Annotated in this window: 17 protein-coding genes; 6 read left to right on the top strand and 11 right to left on the bottom strand. The window is 49.4% G+C overall.

Annotated elements, in window-relative coordinates; all coding sequences use genetic code 11:
* The first annotated feature begins 8 nt into the window (after window positions 1–8).
* Both mfd and FH968_RS03720 read left to right on the top strand, forming a co-directional pair.
* Window positions 9–3,455: a transcription-repair coupling factor gene (mfd, locus tag FH968_RS03725; RefSeq protein WP_139877538.1), complete on the top strand. Its 3,447-nt coding sequence runs from the start codon at window positions 9–11 to the stop codon at window positions 3,453–3,455.
* Window positions 3,456–3,667: 212 nt separating this feature from the next.
* Window positions 3,668–4,588, top strand: coding sequence for a L,D-transpeptidase family protein (locus FH968_RS03720; RefSeq protein WP_139878028.1), 921 nt, complete (start codon window positions 3,668–3,670; stop codon window positions 4,586–4,588).
* 96 nt (window positions 4,589–4,684) lie between these two features.
* Here the strand turns inward: FH968_RS03720 and bhsA are convergent, their stop codons facing one another.
* On the bottom strand, window positions 4,685–4,942 hold the full coding sequence (bhsA, locus tag FH968_RS03715; RefSeq protein ID WP_139877536.1) for a multiple stress resistance protein BhsA: 258 nt from the start codon (window positions 4,940–4,942) through the stop codon (window positions 4,685–4,687).
* A 247-nt stretch (window positions 4,943–5,189) separates the two neighbouring features.
* Between bhsA and FH968_RS03710 the strand changes: the two genes are divergently transcribed.
* The gene (locus FH968_RS03710) at window positions 5,190–5,822 is read left to right on the top strand and encodes a TetR/AcrR family transcriptional regulator (protein ID WP_139877534.1); all 633 of its coding nucleotides are present in this window, start codon (window positions 5,190–5,192) and stop codon (window positions 5,820–5,822) included.
* A 32-nt stretch (window positions 5,823–5,854) separates the two neighbouring features.
* Here the strand turns inward: FH968_RS03710 and FH968_RS03705 are convergent, their stop codons facing one another.
* Window positions 5,855–6,748 carry a siderophore-interacting protein gene (locus tag FH968_RS03705; protein ID WP_139877531.1) on the bottom strand — a complete coding sequence of 298 codons (894 nt, stop codon included), beginning with the start codon at window positions 6,746–6,748 and terminating at the stop codon, window positions 5,855–5,857.
* Between the two features lie 198 nt (window positions 6,749–6,946).
* Here FH968_RS03705 and FH968_RS03700 point away from each other — a divergent pair, with 198 nt between their 5' ends.
* From FH968_RS03700 to FH968_RS03690, 3 genes are all read left to right on the top strand, one after another.
* Entirely contained in the window at window positions 6,947–9,136 is a 2,190-nt protein-coding gene (locus FH968_RS03700) for a TonB-dependent siderophore receptor (protein WP_139878027.1), read from the top strand.
* A 142-nt stretch (window positions 9,137–9,278) separates the two neighbouring features.
* The gene (locus FH968_RS03695; protein ID WP_139877529.1) at window positions 9,279–10,310 is read left to right on the top strand and encodes a Gfo/Idh/MocA family oxidoreductase; all 1,032 of its coding nucleotides are present in this window, start codon (window positions 9,279–9,281) and stop codon (window positions 10,308–10,310) included.
* A gap of 111 nt (window positions 10,311–10,421) precedes the next feature.
* Window positions 10,422–10,730 carry a hypothetical protein gene (locus FH968_RS03690; RefSeq protein WP_223271279.1) on the top strand — a complete coding sequence of 103 codons (309 nt, stop codon included), beginning with the start codon at window positions 10,422–10,424 and terminating at the stop codon, window positions 10,728–10,730.
* A 75-nt stretch (window positions 10,731–10,805) separates the two neighbouring features.
* Here FH968_RS03690 and FH968_RS03685 read toward each other — a convergent pair whose 3' ends face one another.
* From FH968_RS03685 to ptsG, 9 genes are all read right to left on the bottom strand, one after another.
* Window positions 10,806–11,342 (bottom strand): glycine zipper 2TM domain-containing protein, encoded by a 537-nt coding sequence (locus tag FH968_RS03685; RefSeq protein ID WP_139877526.1) that lies wholly within the window; start codon window positions 11,340–11,342, stop codon window positions 10,806–10,808.
* A 216-nt stretch (window positions 11,343–11,558) separates the two neighbouring features.
* Window positions 11,559–12,863: an NAD(P)/FAD-dependent oxidoreductase gene (locus tag FH968_RS03680; RefSeq protein ID WP_139877523.1), complete on the bottom strand. Its 1,305-nt coding sequence runs from the start codon at window positions 12,861–12,863 to the stop codon at window positions 11,559–11,561.
* Window positions 12,864–13,088: 225 nt separating this feature from the next.
* Window positions 13,089–13,631, bottom strand: a complete 543-nt coding sequence (gene ycfP, locus FH968_RS03675) for an alpha/beta hydrolase YcfP (protein WP_139877520.1) — start codon at window positions 13,629–13,631, stop codon at window positions 13,089–13,091.
* A 42-nt stretch (window positions 13,632–13,673) separates the two neighbouring features.
* A complete protein-coding gene (gene nagZ, locus FH968_RS03670) occupies window positions 13,674–14,699 on the bottom strand; it encodes a beta-N-acetylhexosaminidase (protein ID WP_139877518.1) in 1,026 nt (341 codons plus the stop codon).
* Window positions 14,700–14,714: 15 nt separating this feature from the next.
* Window positions 14,715–15,569, bottom strand: coding sequence for a thiamine kinase (thiK, locus tag FH968_RS03665; RefSeq protein WP_223271278.1), 855 nt, complete (start codon window positions 15,567–15,569; stop codon window positions 14,715–14,717).
* Window positions 15,523–16,119 (bottom strand): penicillin-binding protein activator LpoB, encoded by a 597-nt coding sequence (lpoB, locus tag FH968_RS03660; RefSeq protein WP_255431475.1) that lies wholly within the window; start codon window positions 16,117–16,119, stop codon window positions 15,523–15,525. Before lpoB ends, thiK begins: the two co-directional genes overlap by 47 nt.
* A 55-nt stretch (window positions 16,120–16,174) precedes the next feature.
* On the bottom strand, window positions 16,175–16,549 hold the full coding sequence (locus tag FH968_RS03655) for a YcfL family protein (RefSeq protein WP_139877513.1): 375 nt from the start codon (window positions 16,547–16,549) through the stop codon (window positions 16,175–16,177).
* A gap of 4 nt (window positions 16,550–16,553) precedes the next feature.
* Window positions 16,554–16,910 carry a purine nucleoside phosphoramidase gene (hinT, locus tag FH968_RS03650; protein ID WP_139877509.1) on the bottom strand — a complete coding sequence of 119 codons (357 nt, stop codon included), beginning with the start codon at window positions 16,908–16,910 and terminating at the stop codon, window positions 16,554–16,556.
* Window positions 16,911–17,157: 247 nt separating this feature from the next.
* Complete coding sequence (gene ptsG / locus FH968_RS03645; RefSeq protein WP_139877507.1) at window positions 17,158–18,591, bottom strand: PTS glucose transporter subunit IIBC; 1,434 nt, start codon at window positions 18,589–18,591, stop codon at window positions 17,158–17,160.
* Between the last annotated feature and the right edge of the window lie 106 nt (window positions 18,592–18,697).

Here is an 18,697-nt window from a genome sequence, read left to right as displayed (position 1 = left end):
CAGCCGCTATGCCTGAAAATTATCGCTATTCCTTACCTGTAAAAGCTGGTGATCAGCGCCAGCTTGGGGAACTTACCGGTTCTGCCTGCGCAACTGAGGTTGCCGAAATCGTCGAACGCCATAATGGCCCGGTGGTGCTGATTGCCCCAGATATGCAAAATGCTCTGCGTCTGCATGACGAAATTAGCCAGTTTACGGAAAGCCTTGTGGTGAACCTCGCCGACTGGGAAACACTGCCCTACGACAGTTTCTCGCCGCATCAGGAAATTATCTCCTCGCGCTTGTCTACGCTTTATCAACTGCCAACCATGCAGCGCGGTGTGCTGATCCTGCCGGTCAATACTCTGATGCAGCGCGTTTGCCCGCACAGCTATTTACACGGCCACGCGCTGGTGATGAAAAAAGGCCAACGTTTGTCGCGCGATAATCTGCGCAGCCAGTTAGAACAGGCCGGTTATCGCAGTGTCGATCAGGTAATGGAGCACGGTGAATTTGCGACCCGTGGCGCATTGCTCGATTTGTATCCGATGGGCAGCGACCAACCTTATCGTATCGACTTTTTCGATGATGAAATCGACAGCCTGCGCGTGTTTGACGTTGACACTCAGCGCACGCTTGAAGAAGTTGATGCCATCAACTTGTTACCAGCTCATGAATTCCCGACCGATAAAACCGCCATTGAACTGTTCCGCAGCCAGTGGCGCGACAAGTTTGATGTAAAACGCGAACCCGAGCACATCTATCAACAAGTCAGTAAAGGCATGCTCCCTGCCGGGATTGAATATTGGCAGCCGCTGTTTTTCAGCGAGCCGTTGCCCGCGCTGTTTAGTTATTTCCCGAAAAACACCTTGCTGGTGAATACCGGCGACATCGAATCCAGCGCCGAACGCTTCTGGCAGGATACATTTGCCCGTTTCGAAAATCGTGGCGTTGACCCAATGCGCCCACTACTGCCGCCGGAAAGCCTGTGGCTGCGCGTAGACGAGCTGTTCAGCGAACTCAAAACCTGGCCGCGTATTCAGCTCAAAACTGAAACGCTGGCCGACAAAGCCGCATTCACCAATCTGGGTTATCGCCCGTTGCCAGATCTTGCAGTCCAGGCACAACAAAAAGCACCGCTCGATAGCTTGCGGAAATTCCTCGAATCTTTCGCAGGCCCAGTGGTGTTTTCTGTAGAGAGTGAAGGCCGCCGTGAAGCGCTTGGTGAGTTGCTGGCACGAATCAAAGTCGCACCGAAGCGTATCTATCGTCTTGATGAAGCGGTGGATAATGGCCGCTATCTGATGCTGGGTTCAAGCGAGCACGGTTTCATCGATACCCTGCGCAACCGGGCGCTAATCTGCGAAAGCGACCTGCTGGGTGAGCGCGTTAGCCGTCGCCGCCAGGATAGCCGCCGCACGATTAACCCGGACACGCTGATTCGCAACCTGGCCGAGCTGCATACCGGGCAACCGGTAGTACATCTCGAACATGGCGTTGGTCGTTATGCGGGTTTAACCACCCTTGAAGCCGGTGGCATTACCGCTGAATACCTGATGCTGACGTACGCTGGCGACGCCAAACTGTACGTGCCCGTTTCATCACTGCATTTAATTAGCCGTTATGCGGGCGGTGCCGAAGAAAATGCGCCACTGCATAAACTCGGTAGTGATGCCTGGTCGCGCGCACGCCAGAAAGCAGCGGAGAAAGTGCGCGATGTCGCCGCAGAATTACTGGATATTTACGCGCAACGTGCCGCTAAAACAGGTTTCGCGTTTAAACAAGATCGCGAACAATATCAAATGTTCTGCGACACCTTCCCGTTTGAAACCACGCCAGATCAGGCTCAGGCCATTAACGCCGTATTAAGCGACATGTGCCAGCCGTTGGCGATGGACCGCCTGGTCTGTGGCGACGTGGGCTTTGGTAAAACCGAAGTTGCGATGCGTGCTGCATTCCTTGCTGTGGAAAACAATAAGCAGGTGGCGGTTCTGGTGCCAACCACCCTGCTTGCCCAACAGCATCTGGATAACTTCCGCGATCGATTCGCCAACTGGCCGGTGCGCATCGAAATGCTGTCACGTTTTCGCACCGCCAAAGAACAAGCACAAATTCTTGAAGAAGCGCGGGAAGGGAAAGTCGACATTCTTATCGGCACCCATAAGCTGCTGCAAGATGATGTAAAGATGAAAGATCTCGGCCTACTGATTGTCGATGAAGAACATCGCTTTGGCGTGCGCCATAAAGAACGCATCAAGGCAATGCGCGCCGATGTCGATATTCTGACGCTTACTGCAACACCAATCCCACGTACGCTGAATATGGCCATGAGCGGGATGCGCGATTTGTCGATTATCGCCACACCTCCGGCACGCCGTTTGGCGGTAAAAACCTTTGTACGTGAATACGACAGCTTAGTGGTTCGCGAAGCGATTCTTCGTGAAGTGTTGCGTGGTGGACAGGTTTACTATCTTTTCAACGATGTAGAAAATATTCAGAAAGCGGCTGACCGTCTTGCTGAACTCGTGCCAGAAGCACGCATCGCCATAGGCCATGGTCAAATGCGTGAGCGCGAATTAGAACGGGTGATGAATGATTTCCACCACCAGCGTTTTAACGTGCTGGTGTGCACAACGATTATCGAAACCGGTATCGATATTCCAACAGCCAATACCATTATCATCGAACGTGCAGACCATTTTGGCCTCGCGCAGTTACACCAGTTGCGTGGGCGCGTTGGACGTTCGCACCATCAGGCGTATGCGTGGCTATTAACGCCGCATCCAAAAGCAATGACTACGGATGCGCAAAAACGCCTGGAAGCTATCGCGTCTCTTGAAGATTTGGGCGCAGGCTTTGCTCTGGCGACGCACGACCTGGAAATTCGAGGTGCTGGTGAGTTACTCGGTGAAGGCCAGAGCGGCTCAATGGAAACCATTGGCTTCTCGTTGTATATGGAGTTGCTGGAAAACGCCGTTGATGCACTCAAAGAAGGCCGTGAGCCGTCGCTTGAAGATTTGACCAGCAGCCAGACCGAAGTCGAACTGCGTATGCCTGCCCTGCTGCCGGATGATTACATTCCAGACGTGAACACTCGCCTGTCATTCTATAAGCGCATCGCCAGTGCAAAAACCGCTCATGAGCTTGATGAGCTGAAAGTAGAATTGATCGACCGCTTCGGTTTGCTGCCGGATGCCGCACGTAATCTGCTAGATATTGCTGCATTGCGTCAGCAAGCTCAGAAACTCGGCGTGCGTAAAATTGAAGGTAACGATAAAGGCGGAGTCATTGAGTTTGCTGAGAAGAACCATGTCAATCCGGTTTGGCTGATTGGTTTATTGCAAAAACAACCCCAGCATTACCGCCTTGATGGGCCGACACGACTCAAATTCATTGAAGATCTCGCCGACCGCAAAGTCCGTATGGAATGGGTGCGTAACTTTATGCACCAGCTAGCACAGAACGCCGCGGCTTAATCAACTCATCGTGCCTTAGTCCATCGCTTGGGCACGATTTTCTAAACCTTTACACATCATTTCATTTCACCAGGGTTTCCCGACACCCTCGCCTGCCATAATCATGGATTAACTTTTTTATAACATTAATTATTATAGGGTTTACCGTGGTTACCTCTTTGAGCGTTTTATCATCTCACAAGGCTCGCGCCGTACGCTGGCTGGCGTCGATTATGCTGGTTAGCGCAACACTCACCTCTTTTGCCGCGAACGCCAATTCATATCCTCTGCCAGCTGAAGGCAGCCGTCTGATCGGCCAGAATTTTTTCCATGTGGTACAAAATGACGGAGGCTCACTTGAGGCTATTGCCAAAAAATATAATGTCGGCTTCCTCGCTTTGTTACAGGCAAACCCAGGTGTTGATCCTTATGTTCCACGTGCGGGGAGTGTGCTGACGATTCCGCGCCAAATGTTGCTGCCGGATGCGCCACGCGAAGGTCTGGTACTGAATCTTGCCGAACTGCGCGTGTATTACTATCCCAAAGGACAGAACAGTGTAACGGTCTACCCAATTGGCATTGGTCAACTCGGTGGCGATACGGTGACGCCAACAATGGTGACCACTGTTTCAGATAAACGCGCCAACCCGACATGGACACCAACAGCCAATATTCGTGCTCGTTACCTGGCTAATGGCGTCAAACTTCCTGTCGTTGTCCCGGCAGGACCAGATAACCCTATGGGCCACCATGCGATTCGTCTTGCAGCCTTTGGCGGCGTTTACTTGCTTCACGGTACCAATGCGGACTTTGGCATTGGCATGCGCGTGAGCTCTGGTTGTATTCGCCTGCGCGATGACGACATCAAAGCTTTGTATAAAGATATGCCAGTGGGCACACCTGTGCGCATCATCAACACCGCCATTAAAACCTCGGTGGAGCCAGACGGCACGCGCTTAGTTGAAGTACATCAGCCACTGTCTAAAGATATTAATGACGACCCGAAAGTGCTGCCAATTGTGCTCACCGAACAAATGAAGCAGTTCCAGGCCGCACCGGAAACGGATGCATCCATAATGGAGCAAGCCATGAAACATCGTTCCGGAATGCCAGTTGACGTGAACGCACATATCGCAGCAACCAACGAAATCTAATTTCTCGGAACCCTTCAGAAATGCAAAAGGCCTCGTTTTTCAACGAGGCCTTTTTCTTGGCAAGTTTTATAAATCAGCGCAATGAGGGAGTAACGCTTATTTATAAATTACAGCAGTACCATGCAGAGTGTTCGGGCCAGTTACAGAAGTGATGCGGAATGAACTTGCACCCATTTGTTCAGCTTTCTCAGCCAATTGTGCTTCCAGAGAACCCAGGTTAGTCCCGGCAGTTGCGCTCACGGTACCGATTTTCTGTTGGCCTGCTGGTGTTGCCTGAACTTCCACAGCGGCGAAGCTTGCAAAAGAGATTGAGCTAAGAACAACAGCAGCGATAAGAGTTTTTACGTTTTTCATGTTATTTACCTTGAGCAGATGATTTGTAAGGTCGTTAAGTCATTTACTTAACGATCGATAAGTAAATCATAGATGTGATCTGCATCACACGTCAAACTATTTTTATAACGGTCGTTAACTATTTTATAAAAGTACTATTTTTCATAAGCATAGGAATAAATTATTTTTAATCATTAGCCTCTGGCTAGTGCGTGTTATTATTTTTATAATGATCGCTCACTAAACAGACAAAGGTTAAACGGCACATATGTCATCTGATATCAGTTGCATCAAAAAAAGCCGTGGCCGACCGAAGGTGTTTGACAGGGAAGCAGCACTCGACAAGGCCATGGCTTTGTTCTGGCAACACGGTTACGAAGCTACCTCTATGGCGCATTTGGTTGAAGCTACGGGCGCGAAAGCACCGACGCTGTATGCAGAGTTCACCAATAAAGAGGGGTTATTCCGAGCGGTGTTGGATCGTTATATCGACCGCTTTGCACAAAAACACGAAGCGTGTTTGTTCTGCGAAGAACGGACACTCGAAGAAGCACTGGAAGATTATCTTTCTGTTGTCGCTAAGCTGTTTACGGATAAAGACACACCGTCGGGTTGCTTTATCATCTGTACTTCGTCAGTACTGGCTACTTCTTCGGAAGATATTTCCGCAGTGATAAAAGCGCGCCACGCGATGCAGGAAAAAACATTGGTGCATTTTTTGGTAAAACGCCAGGAAAAAGGCGAAATACCAGCCACCAGCTGTATGCACAAACTGGCTAAATACTTGTGTTGTATTATTCAGGGAATGTCGGTCAGCGCGCGTGAAAACGCCAGTTATGAGGAACTGATGCAGATAGTGAATACTACGATGCGATTGTTGCCTGAACTGAAAAAAATCTAATCTGACAGGGCGGCGTTTGCCGCCCTTTTGTGCTAACGCACGCGCCCTTTACTCCAGTACGCCATAAAATTGATGGCGTCATGGTTTACACCGCATTCACCAATCAAATGCCGCCGCAGCATTTTCACCACTGACGATTCCGCCGCCACCCAACCGTAAAACGCATTGCTGTCAGTCGTCGCTTTATCCCACAACAATTCACCTTCAGCTTCTTCATTTACGGTTTCTGTTACGCCCGCAGTCTTTGGGACTCGCACATCGTTCCTGACCGCACTGAGTAAACATTCCCCATGCGTGGCATTAGCCGGTTTGCGTGGTAACCAATGAATACTCGCAAAACTAAACTCGCTTAAATCCACGCAATCCCCCTGCTCTGGCACTTCAAAGAACGCCTGAATTCGCGGGGGATTTTGTTGCGTTGCCAACAGCTCAAGAATTCCACGCGCCGCAGGTAATGCTGTCTCATCCGCGATAATTAATCCCTGGCGCAATCCCGCCGGGGGAGTCCATTCATAACCGCCACTGTCTTCTGGATAATCAGCATTAGGGGCGACAATTTGTATTGAGTCACCAGGTTGTGAGGCTATGGCCCACGCGGAAGCAGGGCCTTCAGTGCCGTGGCTGACGAATTCAACCGTCACTTCCTGACGCTCACGGTCTATGTGGCGCAATGTGTAAGTGCGCACAATCGGCCTCTTTTCTTTCGGCAATTCTTGCAGCAACTGATACCACTGCCCTTGCTCTGGAAGAGACGGGAGCGAACCATCGTCAGACGGGAACAACATTTTGATCCGCTGATCGGGCGAATTGCATTTCATATTTGCTATGTCAGGGCCGCCAAAAACCAGACTAAGCAGTGAAGGTGAAACTTGCGATTTATGCACTAACTGCACATTGAACAATCGATAGCCTTGCACGCCTGCCATGTTGACTCCTTAGTCGTAACAAACCTTCATCTGAAAAAAGTAAACCACGTAAATAGTGTGATTATTCATGAAATTAATTTGAGAAATATTATCAATTGATATTGATAATGAGAACTGTTATCGGCAAAATTCAACGAATTCTTATTTCAAAACATTTTCAAATGTTAATTTTTCCCCATCCAAGGAATGATGATGATGATGCATAAAAAAGCGTGCTGGGTGCTTAACCCATTGCTTCTGGCAATGATAACTCCGGCCTTTGCGCAGGAAACTACCGAAGAAAACATTCTGGTTTCTGCAAACCGTATGCACCGCACTGTTGCAGAAATGGCGCAAACCACCTGGGTTATTGAAGGTGCTGAACTTGAACAGCAGATTCAAGGTGGCAAAGAGCTAAAAGACGCCCTTGCGCAATTAATTCCTGGTCTGGATGTCAGCAGCCAGAGCCGCACCAACTACGGCATGAATATGCGTGGCCGTTCTATCGTGGTGCTAGTGGATGGAGTGCGTCTAAACTCTTCCCGTACCGATAGCCGCCAGCTAGATTCCATCGACCCGTTCAATATCGAACATATAGAAGTGATCTCTGGTGCCACATCGATGTATGGCGGCGGCAGTACCGGTGGGCTGATTAATATTGTCACTAAAAAGGGGCAACCTGAGACGCAGGTCGAATTTGAAACGGGAATTAAATCGGGCTTCAACAGCAGTAAAGATCACGATGAGCGCGTCGCCAGTGCGATTTCCGGCGGTAACGATCATGCTTCCGGGCGCTTGTCGGTGGCTTATCAGAAGTTTGGCGGTTGGTTTGATGGTAATGGCGACCAAACCCTACTCGATAACACCCAAACCGGATTACAGTATTCTGACCGTCTGGATGTGATGGGTACCGGCACGTTAAATATTGATGAAACCCAGCAATTGCAAGTGGTGACTCAGTATTACAAGAGCCAGGGTGATGATGACTACGGATTGAATCTGGGTAAGAATTTCTCCGCTGTAACCGGCAATGGCGATGCATTTGTTAGCAACCAACTCAATTCAGATCGTATTCCGGGCACCGAGCGCCATCTGATTAGCCTGCAATATTCCAATAGCGATTTCCTTGGCCAGGAGGTCGTCGGGCAAATTTACTATCGCGATGAATCGCTGACTTTCTATCCGTTCCCGACACTTACGCGCAGTACCGTCACCAGTTTCTCGGCCTCCCAGCAAGACACCGACCAGTATGGCGCAAAGCTTGCGATTACCAGTAAACCACTTGATGGTTGGCAGCTAACCTATGGTGTGGATGCCGACCACGAGAGCTTTACCTCGAACCAAATGTTCTTTGATTTGGCAAAAGCCAATGCCTCAGGCGGCCTGAATAACCAAAGCATTTACTCCACCGGACGTTACCCAGGTTACACCATTACCAACCTCGCACCGTTCCTGCAAACCAGCTACGACATCAACGATCTGTTTACCGTGAGCGGCGGTGTGCGCTATCAGTGGACAGAAAATAAAGTTGATGATTTTGTTGGGTTTACTCAACAACAAGGTATTGCAAATGGTATCGCAAGCTCTGCGGATGCAATCCCTGGCGGCAGCACTGATTACGACAACGCGTTGTTCAATGCGGGTGTGTTAATGCACATTACCGAACGCCAGCAAGCCTGGCTTAACTTCTCGCAAGGTGTAGAGCTACCAGACCCAGGCAAATACTACGGTAACGGCACTTATCGCCTGGCAAACGGCCATTATCAACTGGTCAACAGTGTTAACGTCGGGCAATCGAAACTTCAGGGGATCAAGGTCGATTCTTATGAGTTGGGCTGGCGCTATACCGGGGATAGTTTGCGTAGCCAGATTGCGGCCTACTACTCATTGTCCGACAAGTCTATCTCCATCAACCGTGCAGATATGACTATCAATGTTCAGGATGATAATCGTCGTATTTACGGTGTTGAAGGCGCAGTAGATTACTACATCCCGGAAACCGTCTGGAGCACGGGTGTTAACTTCAATGTGCTGAAATCAGAAACAAAAGTAGACGGTAAATGGCAGAAATGGGATGTGATATATGCCAGCCCCTCGAAAGCCACCGCGTACGTTGGTTGGGCGCCAGATCCATGGAGCCTGCGCGTACAAAGCCAACAGACATTTGATTTGACCGATGCAAGCGGCAATAAAATCAATGGTTACAATACCCTCGACTTTATCGGCAGTTATGCTCTGCCTCTGGGAAAACTCAGCTTTAGCGTCGAAAACTTGTTGGATAAAGACTACACAACAGTATGGGGCCAACGCGCACCATTGCTCTACAGCCCAACCTACGGCAGCCCATCGCTGTACGAATATAAAGGGCGTGGACGGACTTACGGTGTGAATTACTCCTTCTTGTTCTAAATTGTAATTTCAGCAGGCTGATTAAAAATAAGCCTGCTTTTTACGCTCGTACACATATTCTCACTCGACCACAGCGCAATAGTTATCTAAAACATAAGGACTCTAATAATAGATACGACTTATATTTCGTAGGATCTTAATTATGTTGGCAGGTTTTATTGGTTTAGGTTCGGTCATCGAAACAGCATATCTTCCAGCTTTACGCCGCATGTCTTTTCCGGCTCTTAAATGTTATGGCTATGACGCCAATCCGACACGCCAAATTGATGAAATCTCGCGCTGCGATTCCCTTGAAGCGTTGCTGGCAAAGTCGCTGGACATCGTTCTGATAACAACCTCCTCACTTCATCATCTTCCGGTGCTTGAAGCCGTATTGCAAAGTAACGTACCCGCTATTGTGGTTGAAAAACCAGTCGCCGCCACGCTTGAGCAGCTTGAGAAACTCCAGATATTACTCAAAGAACCGCAAATCGCCGCTCGTATTCTGGCATTAGATCACTGGATGGTACGCACCCAGGCCTGTAATTACATTCGCAGCATCAATGAAATAAGCCGTATTGAAGGTTTTTTGCTCGAGCCAAGTGGCTTTAATGCGGCGGGTGAAGCTATTGCCTTGAACTTCGCCACAGGAGATGCAGATACTCGCCAGTTGCGCCACCCTGACGGCGTAATTGTGGATATCGGCACTCATACGCTCGCCATGATGCGAGAGACTCTCCACCAGCTCGGTGGCAATGACCAGTTGAGCATTGAGCTTAGCTACGCACGTGACCGGCTGGGTAACGCAATTTCAACCGGAGATTTTACGACTGCAGAAGGCGAAGCTCTACTAACCGGCACCCTCAACGAGATTCCCTTTACACTTCATCTCAACAAATATGCCGGGCCTGCGGGCGGGCAAAAAGGGATGCGCATTTATCTTCACGATGGGCAAATTATTAATATCGACCGTGAAGGTATAAACGAAGTGGTTGAACAAATATCGGATCAGAGTACCGAACGCAATACACTTGCAGGGCCACTCTATGACCGATGTTTACATGATGTGGTGTTTGGTGAGAATCGGCTATTTGTGCAAGCGCCTGAAGAAGTCCCTGCTTACACCCAGCGGCGGATAGCAGAGGTGACTGCATTACTGGAAATACAGCAGCAATTACGTGGTTATCACAAATAAAAACTCAAGCCGTGGTGCGTGGCAATTCATAAAAAAATCAGTCTACGTATCGCCGAAGATCTTTCTCAGCCAGAATAATATGATGCGATGGTCTTATTTTCAGCTCTCGAGATGGGCAACAAAGATGAAGCCGTTGCCAGTCTGAATAATGAATATCGTCAGCGTTTAGAAAAGACTCTGGTCGCAGTATTTATCGAAGGACAACAAAGCAGTGAACTAAGCAATAAAGCAACGGCCGTCGAGATGGCAAGAGGTTTTATGGCGGGCTATTACGGTTTACGCTTACTCAATAAAAACATTTCAAATGGAAAAACCCTCGAAGATATCGTCGGGCTTAGTTTTACGCTCGGCTGTATAGATTGGAACGGGATTAGCGATTCTGGCTTTATTATCCGTGTTACCTTATCTCCGTCGCAGTAAGTAAGGGTGGAGTTAATAAACCCTTAATAGAAAAAACGCCCCGTTCATAAAAATTGCGGGGCGTCATTTTAGCCATTAGATTTTATTCAAAACTAACTGGCCTTTATCATCGAGTGGGATCTGTGTACCAGGGTCTTTATCCATACGGATTTTACCCTGTTGATCGCCAATGCGGTAGGTCACGTCGTAACCGAGCATCTTCTCTGATTTATCATAGATCGTTGTGCATTTCTGCTGCGTGGTGGTGTAGGTGTCGCGTTCCTGCATGGAGCCCTGTACCTGGTTACCAGCGTAACCACCGCCCAGCGCACCCGCCACTGTCGCAACATCTTTACCGCGTCCACCACCAAACTGATGACCAATGACGCCACCTGCTATAGCACCCAGAGCAGAACCGACAATACGGTTTTCATCTTGTACCGGACGGCGATGAGTGACCGCTACGTTACGGCACTCCTGACGCGGTGTTTTAACTGTTTCCTTAATCGGTGTCGCAGACACCACCTGTGCATACTGAGGACCACGGTCAAAAACATTCATACTGGCAACCGCCGCCACACCCAGTGCTGCGGCCACACCGATACCTATACCCGCTACCATTGATTTATTCACAGGACATCCTCCTGATTGTGCAATTGCTTACAATTTTGCAACCAGATGGGGCTTTTGACAAATCAGACAACGGATGAAAAGTGCGGGTTCATACAGATAAAAGCGGTGTTTGAGAGCATTCCTAAGCATGAAAAGGTCATATATGAATTTTTATGCTGCGTTCAGCAACAAAAAACCCGGCACGAGGCCGGGTTTGCATCTCTTGGGCAGAGGCACTTAGTGCAGTTTTAAACGCGGACGGATCACGCGGTTGATACTACCCACCAGCATCATCAGGCCAGTTTTGAAGTAACCATGCAGTGCAACCTGGTGCATACGGTAAAGCGAGATGTAGACGAAACGCGCCATGCGCCCTTCTACCATCATCGAACCACGCATCAGGTTACCCATCAGGCTACCCACTGTTGAGAACTTAGACAGGGACACCAGTGAACCGTGGTCTTTATAGATGTAAGCTTTCAGTGGCTTATTGTTCATCTGCGCCAGAATATTGTTCAATACCAGCGATGCCATCTGGTGTGCGGCTTGCGCACGCGGTGGCACAAAGCCACCTTCAGGACGTGCACAGGAAGCACAGTCACCAATTGCATAAATATCAGGATCGCGCGTGGTTTGTAGCGTTGCCTCTGTCACTAACTGATTGATACGGTTAGTTTCAAGGCCACCGATATCTTTCATAAAATCTGGTGCTTTAATTCCTGCAGCCCAAACCATCAGATCAGCGGCGATGTATTCACCGTCTTTAGTATTCAGACCGCCAGCATCTGCAGATGTCACCATGGTTTGCGTCAGTACGCGCACACCCAGTTTGGTCAGTTCGCTATGCGCCGCCGCAGAAATACGCGGTGGCAAAGCAGGCAAAATACGTTCACCAGCTTCAACCAGCGTGACGTTCAGCGCTTCGTTAGTCAGGCCTTTGTAGCCATAGCTGTGTAGTTGTTTGACTGCATTATGCAGTTCAGCTGACAGCTCAACACCGGTCGCCCCACCGCCAACAATCGCAATATTAACTTTGCCACTAGCCCCTAAGTTTGCAGAATACTTAAGGAACAGATTCAGCATTTCGGAGTGGAAACGACGAGCCTGATGCGGGTTGTCGAGGAAGATGCAGTTTTCTTTCACGCCCGGCGTGTTGAAGTCGTTGGAAGTACTTCCCAGCGCCATCACCAGCGTGTCATAAGGGATTTTGCGTTCAGGAACCAGTAATTCCCCTTTGTCGTCACGCAATTCTGCGAGCGTCAGGGTTTTGCTTTCGCGATTAATATCCATTACTGAACCGAGCTGGAACTGGAAGTGGTGGTTGCGGGCATGAGCCAGATAGCTCAGCGCGTCCACGCCTTCATCCAGTGAACCGGTTGCTACTTCGTGCAATAACGGTTTCCACAAATGACTATGGTTACGGTCGATAAGTGTAACCTTCGCTTTTTTACCACGGCCCAGTTTCTTACCTAGCTGAGTGGCCAGTTCAAGTCCGCCAGCACCACCACCGACAATGACAATTTTTCTTAATGGCGTAGTCAAAGTGACCCCCTTAAAATATTAACCAATTGTTAATTAAAGGTTATGTAAATAGCATTTAATTAACAACAAGTTACACAAACAAACCCAGTAATATGACCAAAGAATAACATGGATGGTGTATTGGTCATACCAAAATTGATGTGCGTCAAATTTTTATGTCGAAAAGATAAACAAAAAGGGCCAGCACATGGCTGACCCTTATAAAAAACATGTCTGACAGGCCATCTAGCCCAGGGTTTTAAATGCCTTAATCCGCTGCAAATGTGGTGAGATATTTTTGAATTTGTGGGTCTGTTCCTGATCCCATACGATCTCATAGTAATGATGCAACAATTCGGCGGCTCGCGCGTTATCCAGCGCTTCGTCGTTACGCGACAAGATTGCCAGGCAACGATCGCGGTTTTTCTCGCGGAAGTTTTGCACGCATTTAGTCGAAATATCAGTGTATTCCTCAGGACGGTCGATTTTCCCTTCCATATTCTCTTGCGGGAATAAGTTTGGATTAAAGATAACCTGACGAATATCGCACAGAAAACCAATACGTTCGGCCCAGAACCCACCCAACCCCACGCCGCAAATCAACGGGCGATCGTCGTCGCTCAGCTGCTGCATTTTGTCGACTTCTTTGAGCAGATGCTGCATGTCGTGCTTCGGGTGCCGGGTGCTATAGCTGATAAGACGTACGTCCGGGTCAATAAACTGGAGTTGCAGCACCTTTTCATGGTTACCAGGACTGTTTGAGTCGAAACCGTGTAAATAGATAATCATTGCATCCTCACCACACGAATTCAGGCCTGTTGGCCCGAGGAGTTAAAGACCCGCCTTGTGGGCTTGCCACTGCTCATGCAGCGCCTCAAGTTGCTGGTTTGCTTCCTTCCAGCGCGCTGATGACATCAGCTCCTGACGGGTAAATGAACCTTTATGATACAAACCTGTAACACGCTCTGCTTTGACCGGAGACAGGTTATCTAACACGCTAACTGCACCATTACGATTATTGCAGACCAGGATCATATCGCAACCTGCATCCAGTGATGCCTGGCCACGTTCGGCATAACTGCCCATGATCGCTGCCCCTTCCATAGACAAATCATCTGAGAAGATAACGCCGTTGAAGCCCAGTTCACCGCGTAAAACAGTTTTCAACCAGTGCGGGGAACCGCTGGCTGGAAGTGGGTCAACGTCGGTATAGATAACGTGGGCAGGCATAATCGCGTCGAGTTTGTTATCCGTAATCAGTGTGCGGAAGATTTGCATATCATGTTCGCGGATCTGCGCTTCTTCGCGTGAGTCACGTGGGGTCTCTTTATGGGAATCAGCGGTCACCGCGCCGTGCCCTGGGAAGTGCTTACCCGTCGTTTTCATGCCAGCTTCGTGCATGCCGTCGATAAAACGCGTTGCCATCGCCAGCGCTTTACCAGAGTCTTCATGATACGAACGCTCACCAATAGCGGCGCTAATATGGCCGATATCTAGCACCGGCGCGAAACTGATGTCTATATCCATGGCAATCATCTCGCACGCCATCAACCAACCCGCTTCCTGGGCCAGCTTACCGCCTTTTTCCAGACCGTGTAATGTGGCAAAGGATTGAGCAGCGGGTAAACGGGTAAAGCCTTCACGGAAACGCTGAACGCGCCCGCCTTCCTGATCAACGGCGACCACCAGACGATTGCGGGAGGCTGCGCGAATTTGGCGCACCAGTTCACGCAATTGCTCAGGATCATGATAGTTGCGCGTAAACAGAATCAACCCACCAACCAGCGGGTGCTTTAGAATTTCACGCTCTTCGGCATCCAGCTCAAAGCCTGCCACATCCAACATTACCGGGCCCACATCTACCTCTCTTAATTAATCAAACACCTGCAAACGGCTCCACGCCTCATCTGCAAGGGTTATAAATGTTCTGTCTTGCGTCTGTTGCCAGCGGCATTCATGCCAGGATGCCATCAGCATGAACACCCATGGCCGCCAGCGTTCAACCTGCCGCCCTAGTGTTTCAACCTGGATATGACTTAACTGGGCATAGGTGGATATCAGCGGCTCGCAATCTATATTATTCGCGGCGGCAATGGATGCCAGTTCCAGCGCTACGTCCCCATCACCGGCATATTCCCAGTCGATGAGTTTTAAACCTTCTGGTTGATGTACCAGATTACCTGCATGAATATCCATATGCAGTGGAGCAAGTCGCAGCAGTTTAGGTTCACCTTGCCTATTCATCTTTTTAAGCTGCTTTAGCCATGCCAAGCTTCTTCGCTCTGCTGCCGCGTTTTGCCAGTAGTATTCCAGTAACGGCAACAGACTGATTCTCCAACCAAAACAGGGTTGTCGGTGCAAATCATATAATAAGGATGTGAGCGTTTGCAGTGAGGGGAGTTCCGATTTTACCTCACCACTTAACCATTCGACGATTAACCATCCTTTTGCCATGCAAACCGGCAGCGGCCCTATTCCCTGAGAAATACGTGTTAAGGCACGATATTGCCTTGAGAGCGAAACACCCGGCATCGGGGACTCAAGTTGGTGTCGTGCGACATATTCCTGCTCACCCGCTTTAAAGTGCAGGCTACCGCCGCTTAATCCCTGGAGTTGCGAAAAACAACCGGCGGCCTGAGCCGCCGGTATGTACTGTGCAATCACACTTTGCAGTGTTGAATTATTGGGTTTGCTGTACAGCACCGCTACCTGACCAGATAATTTCACCTGTTTGCACCTGCATCAACTGCATTTTAAGCGTTGGTGCATTCACATTGCCGCTAGCATTGCTATAGAGCACATACTGCGCGCCAACCTTACGGGCGATGCCAATTGCTTTGCTGCGAGAACCCAGGCTGTCCTGCGGAGATAAACCCAGTTGTTGTTTTGCCAGGGAAAGCTGTTGTGCAGAAACAAGGGTAAATTTGCTGTTGTTGGCCAACGCACCGCGTAACGCTTCTGTCGCTTTGCTGGTTTGCACCGAGCCGTTAGTGTGGTTATTCACGCTATCCACCAGCAGAACACCACCAGCGGTCACACCCTCGGCTTGCAACATTTTCCCTACCATAGGCTGCATTGTACTGCCCCAGTCGTAGCTTCGAACTTTGGGCGTGGCAGGAATCGTTGGTTGAGGCTGTTCAATTGGGCCAGGTTGAGTTGGAACGGTTGGCACAGTTGGCACGGTTGGTTGAGGCTCGACCGGCTGCTGTGGCACAGGTTTCACTTCTTCCACAGGTGCTGGCGCTTCACCACGATTGATACACCCGGATAAAATCATCGCCGCAGCGATAATTACCAGGTATCGATAAATTCCCTTAATCAAAATTCACCCCTTATAAAGAGAGATAAAGACGAACTTTACGTGCGTCTGGATAACTGGCTATTGATGACACCGTCACGCTAGATCTTGCCGGCAGCGTAATCGTGCGCGATTGCTCGAGAGGATGAATCTCGAGCCCTTTCGCGTCATACCAATAAAAACGATAGCTGATGATGACCGGCTTAGACTGCTCATTATACAACTCACTGCGTGACACAGTAGCGCCGTTATTAGATGAAATATCTGGTTTTTCAGCGCTGATCCCCGCCGCCAACACCGACGCCTCCATAACCAGCGATTGCCCATCGTTGACGGGAATGGCAGGTTTAGTACTGCATCCCACCATCAATATGGTGGCCAATAGCATTAACAGCGGGTTAGTTTTCATCAAATTATCCCTTATGCGCCAGCATCGGTCCCAGCACGCGGCCACCCAGCAGGTGCATGTGGATATGGTAAACCTCCTGCCCACCGTGGCGATTGCAATTCATGATCAGTCGGTAGCCATCTTCTGCAATCCCTTCTTGTTCAGCAATTTTTGCCGCAACCGTGATCATGCGCCCCAGAGCCAGTTCATGCTTTGCTGTGACGTGGTTTACCGTTGGGATCAAAACATTAGGAATAATAAGGATATGGGTAGGCGCCTGCGGCGATATGTCACGGAATGCAGTAACTAACTCATCTTGATAAACGATATCTGCCGGAATCTCGCGGCGAATGATTTTACTGAAAATAGTTTCTTCGGCCATGACGTTACCTTTATTCATTAATTGCTGGCTATTTTTGTCCGTCAAATCGCTGTGTGCGTAGCGTTGTTAAGACATAACGTAAGAGTATGAGCGAGTTACTCCTGCTCTTTCAACCTTAACCCATTATTTCTTTATATGGGTTCTGGCTGTAGGCACCTTAGAGCCTTTCCAAACGCCTGCAACTTGCAGTTTTGCGGCAATAAAAAAGGGAGGCCAATGGCCTCCCTTAGTTCTCCCCAACTTCTTCTTAGCTGTTACGGATCCACTCATCCATTTCAGTTTTCAGGTTATCGGATTTAGTACCGAAGATTGCCTGAACACCTGAACCAGCTACAACTACACCTGCTGCACCCAATTTCTTCAGGCCAGCCTGGTCGACTTTAGAAATGTCGGCCACGCTAACACGCAGACGGGTAATACACGCATCCAGGTTAGTGATGTTTTCTTTACCGCCGAAGGCGCTAACCAGAGCCGGTGCCATTTCGCTTGTGGAAGTGGTCGTAGTCTCGGTAGTTGCATCTTCGCGACCTGGAGTTTTCAGGTCCAGAGCTTTAATCAGCACACGGAACACGGTGTAGTAAATCGCCGCGTAGCACAGACCCACTACTGGGAACAGCCACAGTTTGCTGCTGTTACCGCTCAGCACGATGAAGTCAATCAGACCGTGAGAGAAGGAAGTACCGTCACGCATACCCAGAAGGATACAGATTGGGAACGCCAGGCCTGCCAATACCGCGTGGATAATGTACAGGATTGGAGCAACGAACATGAAGGAGAACTCGATTGGCTCGGTAATACCGGTCAGGAACGAGGTCAACGCAGCGGAGATCATGATACCGCCGACTTTTGCACGGTTCTCAGGTTTAGCTGAGTGCCAGATTGCGATAGCCGCAGCAGGCAGACCGTACATTTTAAACAAGAAGCCACCAGACAGTTTGCCCGCAGTTGGGTCACCTGCCATGTAACGTGGGATATCGCCGTGGAATACCTGGCCCGCTGCGTTGGTGTATTCACCAATTTGCATCTGGAATGGAACGTTCCAGATGTGGTGCAGACCGAATGGTACCAGGCAACGCTCTACGAAACCGTAGATGCCGAATGCCACAACCGGGTTCTGGTAAGCAGCCCACTGAGAGAAGGTCTGAATAGCCGTACCGATTGGAGGCCAGATGAAGGACAACACAATACCCATGAAGATCGCAGCCAGACCAGAGATGATCGGCACGAAACGTTTACCCGCGAAGAAGCCCAGATATTCAGGCAACTTGATGCGATAGAAACGGTTAAACATGTAGGCTGCAATTGCACCAGAGATGATCCCGCCCAGAACACCGGTATCAGCCAAGTGTTTTGCTGCAATTTCTTCAGCAGGTAGATGCAGAACCAATGGCGCGACAACCGCCATGGTTTTAACCATGATGCCGTAGGCAACCACAGAGGCTAGTGCAGAAACGCCATCGTTATTAGTGAAGCCTAATGCAACACCGATAGCAAAAATCAGCGGCATGTTGGCGAAAACTGAACCGCCCGCTTCCGCCATAACATGAGAAACCACGGCTGGTAGCCAGCTGAAGTTTGCAGAACCGACGCCAAGCAGGATACCTGCGATAGGCAGTACGGATACTGGCAACATCAGCGATTTACCCACCTTTTGCAGGTTAGCAAATGCATTCTTAAACATAATTGAGAGTGCTCCTGAGTATTTGTGCTTTTTTTACGCGTTATGCGCATCGGACTGAGGGGAGAGTCAGTCCATAAACAGGCATCTAAGTGCCTTTTGATTTATT

Source organism: Buttiauxella sp. B2 (assembly GCF_006376615.1).
In the GTDB taxonomy this organism is placed as follows: Bacteria; Pseudomonadota; Gammaproteobacteria; order Enterobacterales; family Enterobacteriaceae; genus Buttiauxella.
The sequence above is the reverse complement of the archived record's forward strand: the minus strand, read 5'-3'. Positions and strand labels throughout refer to the sequence as shown.

Coding starts and splice junctions, on each gene's coding strand:
- FH968_RS03655 (WP_139877513.1), bottom strand. CDS start 16,549: ATGAAAACTAACCCGCTGTTAATGCTATTGGCCACCATATTGATGGTG.
- bhsA (WP_139877536.1), bottom strand. CDS start 4,942: ATGAAAAACGTAAAAACTCTTATCGCTGCTGTTGTTCTTAGCTCAATC.
- mfd (WP_139877538.1), top strand. CDS start 9: ATGCCTGAAAATTATCGCTATTCCTTACCTGTAAAAGCTGGTGATCAG.
- FH968_RS03720 (WP_139878028.1), top strand. CDS start 3,668: ATGCTGGTTAGCGCAACACTCACCTCTTTTGCCGCGAACGCCAATTCA.
- FH968_RS03705 (WP_139877531.1), bottom strand. CDS start 6,748: ATGGCAGGCGTGCAAGGCTATCGATTGTTCAATGTGCAGTTAGTGCAT.
- FH968_RS03710 (WP_139877534.1), top strand. CDS start 5,190: ATGTCATCTGATATCAGTTGCATCAAAAAAAGCCGTGGCCGACCGAAG.
- FH968_RS03690 (WP_223271279.1), top strand. CDS start 10,422: ATGGGCAACAAAGATGAAGCCGTTGCCAGTCTGAATAATGAATATCGT.
- FH968_RS03695 (WP_139877529.1), top strand. CDS start 9,279: ATGTTGGCAGGTTTTATTGGTTTAGGTTCGGTCATCGAAACAGCATAT.
- FH968_RS03700 (WP_139878027.1), top strand. CDS start 6,947: ATGCATAAAAAAGCGTGCTGGGTGCTTAACCCATTGCTTCTGGCAATG.
- hinT (WP_139877509.1), bottom strand. CDS start 16,910: ATGGCCGAAGAAACTATTTTCAGTAAAATCATTCGCCGCGAGATTCCG.
- lpoB (WP_255431475.1), bottom strand. CDS start 16,119: ATGATTTTATCCGGGTGTATCAATCGTGGTGAAGCGCCAGCACCTGTG.
- ptsG (WP_139877507.1), bottom strand. CDS start 18,591: ATGTTTAAGAATGCATTTGCTAACCTGCAAAAGGTGGGTAAATCGCTG.
- ycfP (WP_139877520.1), bottom strand. CDS start 13,631: ATGATTATCTATTTACACGGTTTCGACTCAAACAGTCCTGGTAACCAT.